This window comes from Tabrizicola soli (genome assembly GCF_015999335.1).
GTDB classification, from domain to species: domain Bacteria; phylum Pseudomonadota; class Alphaproteobacteria; order Rhodobacterales; family Rhodobacteraceae; genus Tabrizicola; species Tabrizicola soli.
The window spans coordinates 12451-27272 of the sequence record NZ_JAEACP010000015.1 but is presented as its reverse complement, the minus strand read 5'-3'; the positions used below and the strand labels follow the sequence as shown (position 1 = coordinate 27272).

Genomic DNA, 14822 nt, shown 5'->3' with positions numbered 1-14822 from the left:
TGTTCCTGCACCCGCGGCGGAAGTCACATCGGGGTCAGCTTGATCCCGCTGGCGGTCACGTCAAGCGCGAAGGTCACCGAGTCGGTCGGCGAGACCGAGGACTTGGCCCGGAACTGCTTGCCGGCCGGATCGCGGTAGCCCGCGACCACGGCGATCAGCGCGGTCGCGGGGTCGAGCGTGATGGTCTTGGTGGCCTTGGCCCCCGGCGCGAGGGTGAGGGTGTCGGCCTTCACCAGATCGCCGCCGAGCGCCGTGGCGGGGGCTTGCAGGGCGAAGAAATCCGCCCCGTCGAAGGCCCCCGCGCCGCGCAGTTGCAGGACCTGCAGCGTCAGCGGCCGGTCGGCGCCGTCCGGGCCGGGGTTCATGCCGGCGGTGCCCTGGGCGACCAGCGTGACCGCTCCGGGGCCGGCGGGGGCGCAGGCGGTCGCCAGAAGGGCGGTGCCGGTGATCAGAAAGGCACGGCGCGGAAACTCATGTGTCATCGGTCTTCTCCCTGTTGCCTTCATATGCGTCACGGAAGTCCGCGCCGACTTCGCCAAGGAAACGGTCCTCGGCGGCGCGGGCGATGTCCTTGTAGCGGTCGGTATAGGCCTTCCAGAGCTTGGCGTTGCGGCCGCCGGAGAGGAGGCTCTCCAGCATGCCGAGGTCTTCGAGGTCCTTCTCGACGGCGGCAGGATCGAAGCGGTCGATCATCCGGCGCAGCGCCGACTGGATCGCGACCCAGGAGCGGACCTGGTGGTCGGCCAGGTCGCGGAAGGCGCCGTTGATCGCGGTTTCCGGGTCGAGGTAGCCGGGGCCCTTCGCAGCGACGAGGGCGGCGATGGCCTCGTTGGTGGAGGCGAGGAACTTGAGCGGGTTGACCTCGGTATTGCTGATCACCGTCTGCGCCACGCGGGCGTTCTGCTTTTCCCTGGCGCGGGTGCGCAGCATCAGCATCAGCCCTTCCACCAGCAGGCGGAAACGCTGGCCCATCGCCTCCATCTCGGCGGCCGGGTCCTGCGCCGTCGAGGGATCGAGGCCGAGGCCGCGGAAGAAGGCCTCGCGCAGGCCGGTATCTGCCGCAATGTCCGGCTGGGCGGGGGCGGCGGCAGGAGGTACGGCTGCGGGCGGCGGGGCCGGTTCGCCGCGCTGGCGGGAACGGTTCTCTTCGGCCACAACCGGAGGCGTGGCGGGAGCTTCAGGGGTCAGGCGCAGGGGTTCGGGCGGCGGGGGCTCCGGGGCGGGGGGCTGTGGTTCGGGGGGCGGTGGTTCGGGGGCGGCCACCGGGGGCGGCATGGTCCACCAGTCGTCGGAGGCGGGGGCGGCGGCCGGCGCGACCGGGGCCGGCTCGGCGGGCGCTGGCGGCTCGGCGGGCGCTGGCGGCTCGGCGGGCCGAACCCTGGCCGGCTCGTCGAAGAAGGACCCGAAGCCGAAGTCGCCCCCGCGCGGGGCGATGGGCTCGGGCACGCTGCCCGTGGGGCGGGCCTGGACCGAGCGGTCGAGGGTGAAGGGATCGTCGAAGAGCGGCGGCGCGGCGCGGTCGGGGGTGGGGTCATAGCGCCGCGCCTCGGTCGGGCCGGTGTCGAAGGGCTGCGGCAGGCCCTGCGGGCGCTGGACCGGCGGGGGCGGGGCAACGGGCTGCGAGAAGAAGTCGTCATGCGTCATCTGCCGCGGCGCGGGGGCCTGGGTGCGGGGCGCGGCGACGGGGGCAGGGGCCTCGATCTCGACCCGGATCACGGTATCGCCGAGGCGCAGGCGCATCCCGGTTTCCAGCCTGGCGGCATTGCCCGGCCCGAGCGGCTGGTCGCGGCCGTCGATGAAAAGCCCGCCCCGGCTGGCGTCGGTGACGATGAACTGGCCGGCCTCGCCGGTGATCACGCAATGCTTGCGCGAGACATACATGTCGGGATCGTTCAGCTGCCAGGAACAATCGGCGCCGCGCCCGATGGAGAGTTCGCCGCCGGGATGGCGCATCTCGTGCCGGTCCTGGGGATGGGGGCTGTGTTCGATGATCAGGCGGAGGGTCATGCGGCCTCCACCTGGGCGATGCGGGTGAGGCGGAGGTCGTCGGCGTCCTTTTCGCGGCGGGGGGACAGCCAGGTGCTGCGGCCAAGCCGGCACTGGCCGAGGCGGGCGTCGGGGATTTCCTGCCGCGCCAGGACGAGGCGGAGGTCGAATTCCATCTCGCGGCCCATCGCGTGCCGGATCGCGTGGCGCAGGCGGGCGGTCAGGTCCGGATCGGCGAGGAACCGGGTGAAGCGGGCAAGGGGCAGGGGGCCGATGCGAAGCTCGACCAGGGTCTGGCGCTGGAAGCTGCGGGCGCCGACCACGGCGGAACGGCCCAGCCCGGCATGGGCCCGGCCGAGGCGGGATTGCAGATGCGGCGGGATCTCGGTCCAGGTGCCGAGGAATTCGACCAGCGAGACCGGGGCCTCGACCACGTCGGAGAGATAGGCGGTCAGCCGTTCGGGGCCGTAGACCTGCCGGCCGAGCGAGGTGGCATGGCGCAGCTTCAGCCGGGTCTGGGTATCCGGCCCCTTCGGCTTCGTTCCCGGCAGCGCGACGCCCGCCAGCGCCTCGACCAGTGCCCGGACCCGGCCGGCGGCTTCGTGTTCGATCTGCACCTCGGGGCGGGCATCCCCCCAGGCGCGCCAGTAGAGCGCCATCATCCGGTGCTGGAGGAGGTTGCAGAAGTCGAGGAAGGTGGTGTCCGAGGCGGCATCGCTGCCTTCGGTGAACCAGCGGTCGGACATCCGGCCCATGACCCAGCGGGTGAGGTGCAAAGGCAGCGCGCCCTCGGGGCCGAGGAGGCCCAGGACCTCGACATCCACCTTTGGCGGGCTGCCGGGGTGGAAGCCCGCCACGTCGCGGGTGCCGAAGGTCAGCCTTGCGCGCTGGCCGAGGCGGGCGGGTTCGCGCGCCGGCCCGCCGGAGCGGCCGAAGCGCAGCTGGTCGCGTTCGAGACGGCGCAGAAGCTCGAAGAAGCCCATGGTTTCGGGCGTGGGCACATCCCCGGTCAGATCAGGGCGCGGTTGCCCGGCGTCATCGGCCACGACACGTCCTCCTGTCTTTGCATGAGATGGGTTTTCGTGCGCACGAAGGAGTTGATCGCGGCGTGGCGGGCGAAAAGCTGGTTGAGGAGGGCGGAGAGCAGGAGGGTGGAGCCGCCCGCCATCGTGGTCTCGTCCAGGTCCAGCGTGATCTCGACGCCGTGGCCGAAGCAGATCGGGCCGGGGATGCCGAGGCGTTCGACCACCTGGCGCGAGCGGACGCGGGTGATGGAACGGGCGTGGCGGGCGAGCGCGGGATCGCCGCGACCGGCGTAGAGGTCGAGCATGGCGCGCAGGGGTTCCGCCTCCTGGCCCGGTTCGGCCAGCGACAGGTGGTTGAGCGCCAGCTGCGCCACCAGCCGCCAGGCGAGGTCGTCGAGCTGGCTTTCCCCGCCCGAGACCACGTTCGGCAGCGCCGAGGCGACCGAGGCGCGCGGGCGGCGGAAGGGGGAGAGGAGTTCGATCCGGCCGACGGGATCGCCGGTTTCGAGCGAAAGCTTCGGGCTGTCGTCCAGGATCGGCAGGTCGCGGTTGGTGCAGAGCGCGCGGATGTCCAGCCGCCGGATCGCCTTGGTCACGGTCACGTCGGCGGGGCGCGCAATGGAGAGGAAGAGGTCGTCGCCGGCATAGCTGGTGCGGGTCTGGCCGCGGCGGATCTCGTCCTCGCCGGGGCGGCGGGGGCGGCGTTCGGTGGTGTAGACCAGGCCCGAGCCGCGGTGCCGGCCGACGGAGTAGAGCGGTTCGACGGCCGCGTCGGGGCCGTCGCTGTCGGCGTCCTCGACCCGGGTCAGGCGGTAGATCTCGAAGTCGCGCGGGCGGGTGCGGTCGGCGTGGACGACATGGGCGGCGGAGCGGCCGTCGATCTCGATCACGTTGCACTCTTTCTCGAAGAGGTTGACCAGCGGCGCGACGAAGAGGCGGAAGTCCCTGGCGGCGAGGTCTGAGAGTTCCGGGCGAGGGGCGTCGAGGTAGACGACGACCTCGCAGGGGCCGGTGGCGCAGCTGCGCAGCGCGGGGTTGAGGGCGTCGAGCCGCAGGTAGTGGAATCGGTCGGGCATCAGGAAATATTCCCGCATCAGGCGATAGCCCTCGAACGCGGGGCGGACACGGGGCAGAAGGCCCTCGCGGTCGGGGATGCCGGCGAGGGCGGGACCGGCGAGGGGGTAGGCCGGTCCTTTGGCGGGCCGGGCGACGGCGGCATGGCCATGGCCGAAGATCGCGTCGAAGATCGCGCCGCCGCGCGGGCCGCCGGTGAACCAGAGGTCCAGCCGGTCGAGCGACAGCTCGGCCAGCGAGCCGGGGCCGACGCGGGCGAGCGTCAGGCGGATCGCGGCTTCCGCATCGGGACGATCCAGCCCGGCGGCGTTCAGGGCGCCCTTGTCCTGCAGGTAGTCGGCCGCTTCCAGCGCGATGGGCCAGAGCGTCACGTCCTGCGCGGTGGTATAGGTGGCGCGGGTGGAGATCCCCTCGCGGTAGGCGGCGACCGAGCGGGTGCCGCGCGGGACGCGGTGCCCGTCGAGCATGGTCTGGACCTGCGGGCCGGGATGCAGGACCGCCATGGTCATCGCCGGGGCGGGGCAGACGAGGTCGGGGTAAAGCTCGTCCAGCAGGTTGCGGACGTAGCGGCTGCTTTCGGCATCGACCTTGAGCCGGGTGCGGGCGGCGAGGTAGGCCACGCCTTCCAGCAGGCGTTCGACATAGGGGTCGGGGCAGGGCACCGCGTCGAGCGAGAGGTTGCGGGCGACCGTCGGGTGGAGTGCCGCGAATTCGGTCGCAAGCTCGCGGATATGGGCGAGCTCGTCCTCGTAATAGCTGAGGAAATTGCGGTCCATCATGCGTCCTCGACCGCCGTGGTGGCGCGTCCGTTGTCCAGGTCGATCATGGTGGAGAGCCGCAGGCGTTCGGGCACGGGCGAGAGCATGAGCATCGCGTCGACCTCGATCCGCATGCCGGTGCGGTCGCCCTGGGCCACCTTGACCCGGATCGAGTCGCGCTTGAGGCGGGGTTCGAAGACGGCGATCACCTCGCGCAGTTCGCGGGCCAGGGCGGCAAGGTCGAAGTCGGAGATGGAGCGGCCGGAAAAGGAGGGGACGCCGTAGTTCAGGACCGAACGGCGGACATGGGGGAAATCGGCGATCAGGTCCTGGGGCGTCTCGTAGCCCTTGCCCTCGCGGTCGGTCAGTTGCAGCCCGGATTCGAAGCGTTCGACGTTGAACAATGCCTCGATGTCGCGCCGGACCGCCTCGCGCAGGACGGCGGCGTTCACGACGATGCCGCGCTCTTCCAGAAAGGCGCGGCGGGCGGTCCGGGTCAGGAACAGGTGCAGGTCGCGGCGGGTGTCGTCATCGAGGCCGGGATCGGCCTCGATGACGCGCGCCCCGCCGGCCAGCACCGCCTCGACCCTGGCGGCGCCGATCCGCGCCGCCAGATCGGCGCGCTGCCGGTCGGTTTCCGAGACGATGCCGGGCAAGTCATCGACGAGGCGGTCCCACAGGCTGGGCTGGACCGCTTCGGTCCGGGATTGAAGGATCGGATCAGCCACCGAAGGTGTCCTTTCCCTGCCGGAGAGGCCCGCGCTCAGGCCCCCGCAACCAGATCATATTCGAATTCGTGCTCGCCGCCGGCCGAATGGTCGCTGGCCTGCTCGATGTAGAGGACCTTCATCTTGTTGAAGACGATGGAGATGGTTTCCATCGGCGGCGTCTCGACATCGCTCGCCCCGGCGAAGTTGTAGCCTTCGACCATGCAGTCCGAGAGCGTGATGGTCAGATAGTCGAGATGAGTCTCGCCCGAGTCCTTGCGCAGGGTGACCACGATCTCGGGGAATGCGGTCGCCAGAAGCACGGCCTGCGCCAGGTAGGGCGAGGACTTGTCGTAGAACTTGGAGACCGTCAGCGAGGTCACGTTCGCCATGCCGGTGCTGCGGCCCACGCCGGGGGTGTTGATCGCGGGACGCGTGGCCCCCCAGGACAGCGAGGCGATGGTGATCTCGCCCTCGTGGTCCTTGCGGCCGCTTTCGCCAGGGATTTCCTCGATCTTCATGTAACCGGAAACAGCCATTTCCTTACCCTTTCATCCGTTAAATTGGGGATACTCCATTTATATTCACTTGGCTTTCACCGAGGGCAGTTCGGAGACGAGCCGCAGGCTCGCGTTGATGCCCTCGAGCTGGTAATGCGGCCGCAGGTAGAAGCGCGCGTTGTAATAGCCGGGGCGCCCCTCGACCGAGTCGACCTGTACTTCGGCCTTGGCCAGGGGCCGTTTCGCCTTGGCCTTGTCATCCGCCATGGCCGTGTTCGACAGCACATAGCGGTTGATCCATTCCGACAGCCAGACCTGCATGTCGGCGCGTTCCTTGAAGGTGCCCACCTTGTCGCGCGCCATCGCCTTGAGGTAATGCGCGAAGCGGCTGACCGGGAAGAGATAGGGCAGGTTGGCCGAGAGGCGTTCGTTGGCCTGGGCGTCGGGATCGACCAGGCGGCCGGCGCGGGCCTCGTCGTCCTGCAGGCTGTGCGCGCCGATGAAGGCGGCGATGTCGGTGTTCTTGCGGTGCAGGATCGGCATGAAGCCGAGTTTGGCCAGTTCCGCCTCGCGCCGGTCGTCGATGGCGATCTCGGTCGGGCATTTCATCGCGATCGAGCCGTCGTCGGTCGGGAAGCTGTGGACCGGCAGGTTGATGACCGAGCCGCCGGATTCCACGCCGCGGATCTGGGTGCCCCAGCCGTAGAGCTTGTGGCTGCGGTTGATGTTCACGCCCATGGCGAAGGCCGCGTTCATCCAGACGTAGTGGTCGTGCTTGCCGTCGATCTCCTCCTCGAAGGCGAAGCCCTTCACAGGGATCGTCGCCGCGCCATAGGGCAGGCGGGCCAGCACGCGCGGCATGGTCAGGCCGATGTAGCGCGCATCCTCCGACTCGCGCAGCGACTGCCAGCTGGCATAGTCGGGCGAGGAGACGATCTGCTGCAGGTCCTGCGGGTTCGGCAGTTCCTGCCAGCTTTGCATGCGGAAGAGCTGCGGCGCGGCGGCGGCGATGAAGGGGGCATGCGCCGAGGCGCAGACGCCCGACATGTTGCGCAGAAGGCCCACGTCGCGCGGATGGTGGCTGAACTCATAGGCCCCGAGGATCGCGCCGAAGGGCTCGCCGCCGAACATGGAATATTCGTCGGTGTAAAGCCGCTTGAAGATGGGGGACTGGTCCCACATCTGGCCCTCGAAATCCTCCAGCGTATCGGCCAGCTGGTCCTTGGTGATGTTCATCACCCGGATCTTCAGCTTCTGGTCGGTTTCGGTGTTGTTCACGAGGTAGTGCAGCCCGCGCCAGGTGCCCTCGATCTCGCGGACCTCGGGGGCGTGCATGATCTCGTTCATCTGGGTGGTCAGAAGGCTGTCGATGCCGGCGATCAGGTTCTTGATCGACTTGACCGCATTGCCCGAGATGGTCGCGGTGCCCGACCGTTCGGTCGCCGCCAGCGCCAGGTTCTGCACCAGCTTGTGCAGCTTCTGGCCTTCGTCGTCCTTGACGCGGAAGTCCTTTTCCAGAAGGTCGCTGAATTCGCCGAGATCGACGGCCTGGGCCTCGGGGGCGGCGGTGGCCTGCTTTTCCTGTTCGGCCATGGCTCAGCCCTCCTTCTTCACGGCTTCTTCGGCGACCTGCTGCAGCAGGGGCTCGTTCTGCAGAAGCTGGGCGATGCGCTTTTCGGCGTTCACCTTGCCGTCCATGTAGCCAAGCAACTCCTCGAGCTGGCGGCGCATCTTCAGGAGTTCGGCCAGCGCCGGAACCTGCTCGGCCACCTTGTCGGGGGTGAAGTCCGACATGTGCTTGAAGGTCAGGTCGACGAACATCTCCTCGTCCGCCGCGCCGTCCTTGCCGGGCAGGCGGTTCGGCACCCGGGCCTTCACCCGGGGGGCCAGCGCCTCCATGAACTTGCCGAAGCGTCCGGCGTCGACGTCGACGAAGGTGCGGTCGTTGACCGGCTTCGTCGCTTCCCTCGTCTCGGACTTGCCGGCGAGATCGGCCATCACGCCCATGACGAAGGGAAGTTCGATGGTCGTCGGGCTGCCGTAATGTTCGACATCATAGGCGATCTGCACCCGTGGAGCGCGGTTGCGTTCGATCACCTTCGCCTTGCTCTCACTCATCTGTCGGGCCCTTCCCTATGTGGTGCCGCCCTACTGGGCGGCGGATTTCTTGTCGTCCACTCCGGCTACGTTCTTGAATTCCTTCATTCCGCTGGGCGCGATCTCTTCCATGAGCTGCAGGAAGTTCATCGGGACCATCTTCCGCATCCGCCGCGCCAGATGCGGGATCGGGCTGGACGGCTCGGTGCGTTCGTAGAAGTCGATGATCATGTCGAGGCAGCGTTCCACGTCCCGGCGCGAGGTGACGGCGGCGGGGATGCCGGCTGGCGCCGGGGTTGCATGGACGCCGTTCAGGGCGGGGACGGGATCTGCCATGGCGGGGGCCTCGGGTGCCGGGGGAGCGGCGGCGCCCTGGGCCTGGGCGGCGGCCAGGGGCGCGAGGGCGCGGGCCAGCACCTTGTCCAGTTCCTTGAAGCGGACGCCGACGCCGTTTTCCATCACGCGCCCGTTCAGCGCGGCTTCGAGCCGGGCCAGGGCGGCGCGGGCGGCCTCGATCGACTGGACCAGGGCGGCCGTCTCCTCGGGCCGCTCGATGGCCTGGGCGCGGCAGGCGGCGGTGACGCGGTTCACCCGCGCGTCATGGCGCGACAGCAGCTCGGCCATCTCCTTGTCGCCCAGGCCCGAGGGCATCTCGGCCTGGGCCTGGTTGCGGCTCAGCCCGCCGGCGCAGAGGTCGCCGCCGGTGATCGGGCCGATGCCGCGCGGGGCGAGGATCACGGTGAATTCCAGATCGCACAGGAGGCCGTTGTCCGCGTTCTCGAGCTGGAACAGCGAATTGATCCGCCGCGTCGCCGCCTCGCGCGGGGAGGGGCTTTCGCGCAGGGCCGGATGGGCGCTGTCCCAGAAGCGGTCGACCGTGGCGGTCAGAAGATCGAGACCGTCGCGCAGACCGGCAAAACCCTCGGCATTGGCCAGGGACCGGGTGACGATGACCAGAAGCCGGAGGTCGCGGCCCGAGCGGGCCAGTTCGGCGGCCTGGTCAAGCACGCCGGTCCAGTCGACCTCGACGCTGCCGGTGCCGCCGTTGCGGACATTCTCCAGCCGGAAGCTGCGTGCGGCCGGGTCCAGCAACCGCTCGATGCCGTGAAAGCGCGGGTCGTTTCTGAGTTCCAGGCCGGAGGCATCGTCTTGGCCCACCGGAACCAGAAATGGTTCTAGGTCCATCTTCCAAGGCCTTCTTCAAAACGTGCAAACTGGTGACTATGGCTGCAAGTCTTGCACCACTTGACCTAAAGTCAAGGTCTTGCATCAATGACCCGCGAGGCGATTGACACGATGTTCCCCGGCTCGTCCCGGAGGATCTGGGCCAGCGCCTCGGCGAAGGAGGCGATGGATTCGTCCTTGGGCCGCCGGATGCCGAAGAGCGAGGTCTTCGACAGGAAGGCGATGATCTCGGACTTGCCGAAGCTGTCCTCGTCCACGGTGGTGGCGAAGGTGCCGATGCCGTTCTTCACATCCTCCAGCGAATGCAGGACCCGGATCCGGCGCTGGCCGTTCTCCACCGCGCCGACATCGGCGAGGTCATGCGCCTCCTGCTTGAGGTTGGGCAGGAGGTTGTAGACGGCCCCGGTGTTGTCGACGACCACGACCCAGAGCGACAGGCCGGTCAGATCGGCCGGGGCCAGGACCTCGACGACGGGATTCTCGCCGGCGTGGTAGATGCCGGAGAGGTTGACCTGGCCCGTCGCGCCGTCGCCGAGCCAGATCGACAGCCGGTCCGACTCAAGCTGCGGCAGGACGCGGCGGACGGCGCAGAGGTCGGCGTTCAGGATCGTGGCGTCGATGCGGAGCTGCCGGTCGCCGATGGCATCTTCCAGCGCCTGCTGGAGCTTGCCGCGCGCCGCCTCGGTCTCGATCGCGCCGGTGATGACGATGGTGTCGCCCAGGGCATAGCCCGCCTCGGGCGGCGCGTCGGGGCCGAGGGGGCCGCAGAGCGCGAAGGGCTGCACGACGTCCCGCACCGCCTGCACCGGCAGAAGGCGCGGGCCGATGGCGATGTCGATGCGGGCGGTCATCCCGGCCTGTCCGGCCCAGTCGGAGATCGCCGTCGTCCTGTCGGCGGCAAGGTCGCGGCTGTCGGCAAGGCCCGTCACGGCGAGGGTGTTGTCGGTCACGGACAGCGCCCATTCGGCCAGGCCCTGCATCTGGCCAAGCCCGGCGGCGACGTTTTCGACCCAGCGGTCGTCCGGCACCCCCGTGGCAAGGGTCAGCGCGGTCTCGGGCGGGGTGGTCCCGGTGGCCCCGGCAAAGGCCTGGCGCAGGCGCTGGGCCGAGCCGGCGTCCGGCGCGTTGCCGGAGAGCGCCGCACCCTGGGGTCCGGCGCTTGCGGTCAGGAGATAGGGGGCGGCGACGGGAAGGACCGGCTGGTTCCAGCCCTCGAAAAGCCCGGCATACCAGGCCCCGCCTCCGGCCAGCCCCAGGAGCAGCACCAGAAGCAGCGCCCAGTTTCCACGCTTCCGCGACTCGCCGCCATGCGGCGCCTGCCGGCCCGCGCGCCGGGCATTCGGCCGCAGCACCTCGTTCAGGCGGGCGACCACGGCCTCGGCGCTGGGGGCGCGGTCGGCCAGCGCCGGGGCGGTGAGCCAGTCGATCAGGCCCTTCAAGGGCTCGGGAACGCCTTCGGTATCCAGCCGCGACTGCTTGCGACGCACGATCTCTCCCGGCGTCGAGCCAGCGAAGGGCACCTGGCCGCGAAAGGCCGCCAGAAGCGTCGCGCCCAGGGCATAGAGGTCCGACCGCTTTTCGGCGCGGCCCTCAAGCTGCTCGGGCGCGGCATATTCGTATTTCCCGGCGAATTCGTTGCCGACGATGGTCTTCGCCCCGGTCGAGGTGTCCTTGGCGATGCCGAAGTCGATGATCGTGGCCCGCCCGGCCTCGCCGTCGCGCAGGACGACGTTGTCGGGCGAGAGGTCGCGGTGCACGATCCCGCGCGCATGGGCGGCGACCAGCCCCTCGGCCACCCGGTGCGCGATGATCATCAGCTCGCGCGCATCCATCCGGCGGCGGGCCATCACGTCGTTCATCGAGGGGCCGTCGATGAAATCCATCACCAGGAAGACATGGCCCTGATCGGTGCGCGAACATTCGGTGTAGCGCACGACGGCGTCGTTCAGCACGTCGCGCATCTGCTCTTCGCGGCGCATCAGCTGGATGTAGTCGTCATTGCCCGAGAACCGCGCGTTCAGCGCCTTGATCGCGACGATCCGGCCCGAGATCTGGTTCTTCGCGCGGTAGACCTCGCCCGTGCCGCCACGGCCGAGCACGCCCTCGATCTCGTAGGTGTGGTTCAGGACCTGGCCCTGGCGGAAGATGTCTCCTGGCAGGGGGCCGATCATCCCCGGCCCCCGCAGCGGACCGGGGTCGGGCATTCACCACCGGCGGCGGCCACCAAAACATTCGCCATGCGAAGGTTTCCGGATTAGATTGACCTTGCGGAAAGCCTGCGTCTTTCCGTCCGGATGAGCAAGCATATTCAAATCGGCTGAGGGGGATGGATTATGGCCCCACGTGGCGGCACCGAGACGATCAAGCGCAAGGAGCTGGTCGGCAAGTTGAATCCTGTCTGCCTGAAGGCGTTCTCGGCAGCGGCACAGGCGGCGAAGGCGCGCGGCAATCCTTATGTCGAGCTGGTGCATTTCATCGAGGCGCTGTCGCAGTCGTCCCGGTCGGATTTCGAGATCCTCTGCGCCTCGGCGGGGGTGGATGCCTCGCGCCTGGCGGCGGACATCACGCGGGCGATGGACGCGCTGCCGCATGGCGCGGGGTCGGTCGAGGAATTCTCGGACCACATCTTCCGCGCGATCCAGGAGGGCTGGACCTTCGGCAGCCTGGAATTCGGCGACGATACCGTGCGCTCGGCCTACATCCTTCTGGGCGCGCTGAAGGTGCCGGTGCTGGAGGGCTTGCTCTTCAAGATCAGCCTGGAGTTCGACAAGCTGGACCCCGCCATGGGCGCGCAACTGGGCGATCTGCTGGCGGAATCGGTGGAAGGCGGCGGGGCCGCGCCCGAGGCCGCGAAGGCGAAACAGGCCCCCGGCGGCAAGTCGGCGCTGGACCAGTATGCGACGAACCTGACCGAGCGGGCGCGGGCCGGGAAGATCGACCCGGTGATCGGCCGCGACCCGGAAATCCGCCAGATCATCGACATCCTGATGCGCCGCCGCCAGAACAACCCGATCCTCACCGGCGAGGCCGGGGTGGGCAAGACCGCCGTGGTCGAGGGCTTCGCCCTGCGTCTGGCGCGCGGCGACGTGCCGCCGCAGCTGAAGGCGGTGGACCTGCACATGCTGGACGTGGGCCTGATGCAGGCCGGCGCTTCGGTGAAGGGCGAGTTCGAGAAGCGGCTGAAGCAGGTGATCGACGAGGTGCAGTCCTCGGAAAAACCGATCATCCTCTTCATCGACGAGGCGCATACCCTGATCGGCGCCGGGGGGGCTGCGGGCACCGGCGATGCGGCGAACCTTCTGAAACCGGCTCTGGCGCGGGGGGAGCTGCGGACGGTCGCGGCGACCACCTGGTCGGAATACAAGGAGCATATCGAGAAGGACCCCGCCCTGACCCGCCGCTTCCAGGTGGTGAAGGTCGAGGAACCGGCCGAGGAGGCCGCCGTGCGCATGCTGCGCGGCGTGGCCGGGGTGCTGGAAAAGCACCACAAGGTCGAAATCCTGGACGAGGCGATCGAGGCGGCGGTGACGCTGTCGCACCGCTACATCCCCTCGCGCCAGCTGCCGGACAAGGCGATCAGCCTGCTCGACACCGCCTGCGCCCGGGTCGCCGTCTCGCAGCACGCCACCCCGGCCGAGGTGGAGGACATCGAACGCCGCCTGTCCTCGCTGGAGGTGGAGCAGGGGATCATCAGCCGCGAGGAGGCCATCGGGATCGAGGTCGGCGAGCGCAAGGCCGAGGTCGAGGCTGCGCTGGCGAAGGCTGCGGCCGAACTCGACGCCGCCAAGGCCCGGTGGGAGGCCGAGAAGGCGCTGGTCGATGAGGTCCTGTCGCTGCGCGCCACCCTGCGCGGGGCGGGCCAGCCGGTCGATGAAACCGGCGTGACGGGGGAGACCCCGCCCGAAGACACCGAGGACACCGCCGAGCCAGAGGCACTGACCCCGGAAGCCCGTGCCGAAATGCTGGCGACCCTGCGCGCGAAGATGGCCGCCTTGGCCGAAGCCCAAGGCGAACGACCCCTGATCCTTCCGGCGGTGGATCGCCTCGCAGTCGGCGCCATCGTCCAGGATTGGACCGGCATCCCGATGGGCCGGATGCTCGCCAGCCAGACCGAACGCGCCCTGCAACTGGCCGGGACGCTCTCCGAACGCGTCGTCGGTCAGGACCACGCGATGGGCATGATCGCCAACCGCATCCAGACCAGCTACGCCGGGCTGGGGGCCCCGGAGAAACCCATCGGCGTCTTCATGCTCTGCGGCCCCTCCGGCGTCGGCAAGACCGAGACCGCGCTGGCCCTTGCCGAAACCCTCTACGGCGGCGAGCAGAACCTGATCTCGATCAACATGAGCGAGTTCCAGGAGGCCCATACCGTCTCGACTCTGAAAGGCGCGCCGCCCGGCTATGTCGGCTACGGCAAGGGCGGCATCCTGACCGAGGCCGTCCGGCGACGGCCCTATTCGGTGATCCTGCTGGACGAGGTGGAAAAGGCCCATCCGGACGTGCACGAGATCTTCTTCCAGGTCTTCGACAAGGGGATGATGGACGACAGCGAAGGCCGCCGGATCGACTTCAAGAACACGCTGATCCTGCTGACCTCCAACGTCGGGTCGGAAGAGATCATGGCGATGACCGAGGACGGCAAGTCCGGCGCCGACCTCGATGACCTGACCGCCTCGCTCCGCGCGCCGCTTCTGAAGGTCTTCCCTGCCGCGCTCTTGGGCCGGGTGGTGACGATCCCCTACTATCCGCTCTCGGATGCGATGATCGAGGCCATCGCCGGCCACAAGCTGCGCGGCATCGCCCGGCGGCTGGAGGCGGGGCATGGGGCGGAACTGGTGGTCGGCGCGGGCGTGATGGACACGATCAAGGCCCGCTGCACGGAAATCGAAAGCGGCGGCAGGATGATCGACGCGATCCTGACCAACACGCTGCTGCCGGAACTCTCCCGCCAGGTGCTGAACCGCAAGCTGGAGGGGGCGGAGCTGACGCGGGTCACGGTGACGGGTTCGGACGCCGGGTTCGGCTATGAATTCGAATAGGAGGGGCGGCGATGCATGACGGAACCTTCCTCGGGCTGCCGGGCGTCCATCGGGGCGAGATCATCGGCATCGGCCCGGATGGCCGCGCTGAACTGCTGGTCCCGTCGCTGGACGAGACGCCCGTCTTCGCGCTGTCGCTGGTGCCGGTGACGGTGGCTTCGGTCGGGCGGCTGGCGGCGGTCACGATGATGGACGACCAGCCGCTGATCCTGGGGCTGGTCCAGCCCCCGGTCCCGGAGGTCGAGGCGGACGGGGAGAAGCTGGTGATCGAGGCCCGGCGGGAGCTGACCCTCCGCTGCGGGAAGGCCAGCATCCACCTGACGGCGGACGGGAGGGTGACGATTCGGGGGACCCAGGTCCTGAGCCGGTCGGACGGGCCGAACCGGGTCCAGGGGGCATCGGTGCAACTGAACTGAAGGCCGGGTGCGGCGCGCGAATAGATTGCCGGCAC

General features: G+C 69.1%; 12 protein-coding genes. 2 read left to right on the top strand and 10 right to left on the bottom strand.

The genetic code is table 11. The annotated features are described in order from the left end of the window. Positions 1-23 precede the first annotated feature (23 nt). The 10 genes from tssJ to I7S92_RS14620 all read right to left on the bottom strand — a co-directional run bounded on the left by tssJ (position 24) and on the right by I7S92_RS14620 (position 11536). Positions 24-482 (bottom strand): type VI secretion system lipoprotein TssJ, encoded by a 459-nt coding sequence (tssJ, locus tag I7S92_RS14665; protein ID WP_197645639.1) that lies wholly within the window; start codon positions 480-482, stop codon positions 24-26. Continuing rightward, positions 472-2007: a type VI secretion system-associated FHA domain protein TagH gene (tagH, locus tag I7S92_RS14660; RefSeq protein ID WP_197645637.1), complete on the bottom strand. Its 1536-nt coding sequence runs from the start codon at positions 2005-2007 to the stop codon at positions 472-474. Before tagH ends, tssJ begins: the two co-directional genes overlap by 11 nt. Then, the gene (gene tssG, locus I7S92_RS14655; protein ID WP_287865071.1) at positions 2004-3032 is read right to left on the bottom strand and encodes a type VI secretion system baseplate subunit TssG; all 1029 of its coding nucleotides are present in this window, start codon (positions 3030-3032) and stop codon (positions 2004-2006) included. The genes tagH and tssG overlap by 4 nt, the downstream gene beginning before the upstream one ends. After that, positions 2996-4864, bottom strand: a complete 1869-nt coding sequence (tssF, locus tag I7S92_RS14650; RefSeq protein WP_242070221.1) for a type VI secretion system baseplate subunit TssF — start codon at positions 4862-4864, stop codon at positions 2996-2998. The genes tssG and tssF overlap by 37 nt, the downstream gene beginning before the upstream one ends. Next, positions 4861-5571 carry a type VI secretion system baseplate subunit TssE gene (gene tssE / locus I7S92_RS14645; RefSeq protein ID WP_197645635.1) on the bottom strand — a complete coding sequence of 237 codons (711 nt, stop codon included), beginning with the start codon at positions 5569-5571 and terminating at the stop codon, positions 4861-4863. Before tssE ends, tssF begins: the two co-directional genes overlap by 4 nt. 35 nt (positions 5572-5606) lie before the next feature. Next, positions 5607-6089, bottom strand: a complete 483-nt coding sequence (locus I7S92_RS14640; RefSeq protein WP_197645633.1) for an Hcp family type VI secretion system effector — start codon at positions 6087-6089, stop codon at positions 5607-5609. Positions 6090-6134: 45 nt separating this feature from the next. Further along, the gene (tssC, locus tag I7S92_RS14635; RefSeq protein ID WP_197645631.1) at positions 6135-7643 is read right to left on the bottom strand and encodes a type VI secretion system contractile sheath large subunit; all 1509 of its coding nucleotides are present in this window, start codon (positions 7641-7643) and stop codon (positions 6135-6137) included. A 3-nt stretch (positions 7644-7646) separates the two neighbouring features. After that, positions 7647-8168, bottom strand: a complete 522-nt coding sequence (tssB, locus tag I7S92_RS14630) for a type VI secretion system contractile sheath small subunit (RefSeq protein ID WP_197645622.1) — start codon at positions 8166-8168, stop codon at positions 7647-7649. Between the two features lie 30 nt (positions 8169-8198). Then, positions 8199-9332: a type VI secretion system protein TssA gene (locus I7S92_RS14625; protein ID WP_197645616.1), complete on the bottom strand. Its 1134-nt coding sequence runs from the start codon at positions 9330-9332 to the stop codon at positions 8199-8201. A gap of 71 nt (positions 9333-9403) precedes the next feature. Then, positions 9404-11536 carry a serine/threonine-protein kinase gene (locus I7S92_RS14620; RefSeq protein WP_242070220.1) on the bottom strand — a complete coding sequence of 711 codons (2133 nt, stop codon included), beginning with the start codon at positions 11534-11536 and terminating at the stop codon, positions 9404-9406. Between the two features lie 129 nt (positions 11537-11665). Between I7S92_RS14620 and tssH the strand changes: the two genes are divergently transcribed. Together tssH and I7S92_RS14610 are read left to right on the top strand one after the other, a co-directional pair. After that, positions 11666-14371 (top strand): type VI secretion system ATPase TssH, encoded by a 2706-nt coding sequence (tssH, locus tag I7S92_RS14615; protein ID WP_197645615.1) that lies wholly within the window; start codon positions 11666-11668, stop codon positions 14369-14371. Positions 14372-14382: 11 nt separating this feature from the next. After that, positions 14383-14787: a hypothetical protein gene (locus I7S92_RS14610; protein WP_197645614.1), complete on the top strand. Its 405-nt coding sequence runs from the start codon at positions 14383-14385 to the stop codon at positions 14785-14787. Positions 14788-14822 lie beyond the last annotated feature (35 nt).

Bases quoted from the DNA above. Each gene is read 5' to 3' on its own strand.
- I7S92_RS14620 (WP_242070220.1), bottom strand. From the start codon at position 11,536: ATGCCCGACCCCGGTCCGCTGCGGGGGCCGGGGATGATCGGCCCCCTG.
- tagH (WP_197645637.1), bottom strand. From the start codon at position 2,007: ATGACCCTCCGCCTGATCATCGAACACAGCCCCCATCCCCAGGACCGG.
- tssF (WP_242070221.1), bottom strand. From the start codon at position 4,864: ATGATGGACCGCAATTTCCTCAGCTATTACGAGGACGAGCTCGCCCAT.
- tssJ (WP_197645639.1), bottom strand. From the start codon at position 482: ATGACACATGAGTTTCCGCGCCGTGCCTTTCTGATCACCGGCACCGCC.
- tssH (WP_197645615.1), top strand. From the start codon at position 11,666: ATGGCCCCACGTGGCGGCACCGAGACGATCAAGCGCAAGGAGCTGGTC.
- I7S92_RS14640 (WP_197645633.1), bottom strand. From the start codon at position 6,089: ATGGCTGTTTCCGGTTACATGAAGATCGAGGAAATCCCTGGCGAAAGC.
- tssC (WP_197645631.1), bottom strand. From the start codon at position 7,643: ATGGCCGAACAGGAAAAGCAGGCCACCGCCGCCCCCGAGGCCCAGGCC.
- I7S92_RS14610 (WP_197645614.1), top strand. From the start codon at position 14,383: ATGCATGACGGAACCTTCCTCGGGCTGCCGGGCGTCCATCGGGGCGAG.
- I7S92_RS14625 (WP_197645616.1), bottom strand. From the start codon at position 9,332: ATGGACCTAGAACCATTTCTGGTTCCGGTGGGCCAAGACGATGCCTCC.
- tssB (WP_197645622.1), bottom strand. From the start codon at position 8,168: ATGAGTGAGAGCAAGGCGAAGGTGATCGAACGCAACCGCGCTCCACGG.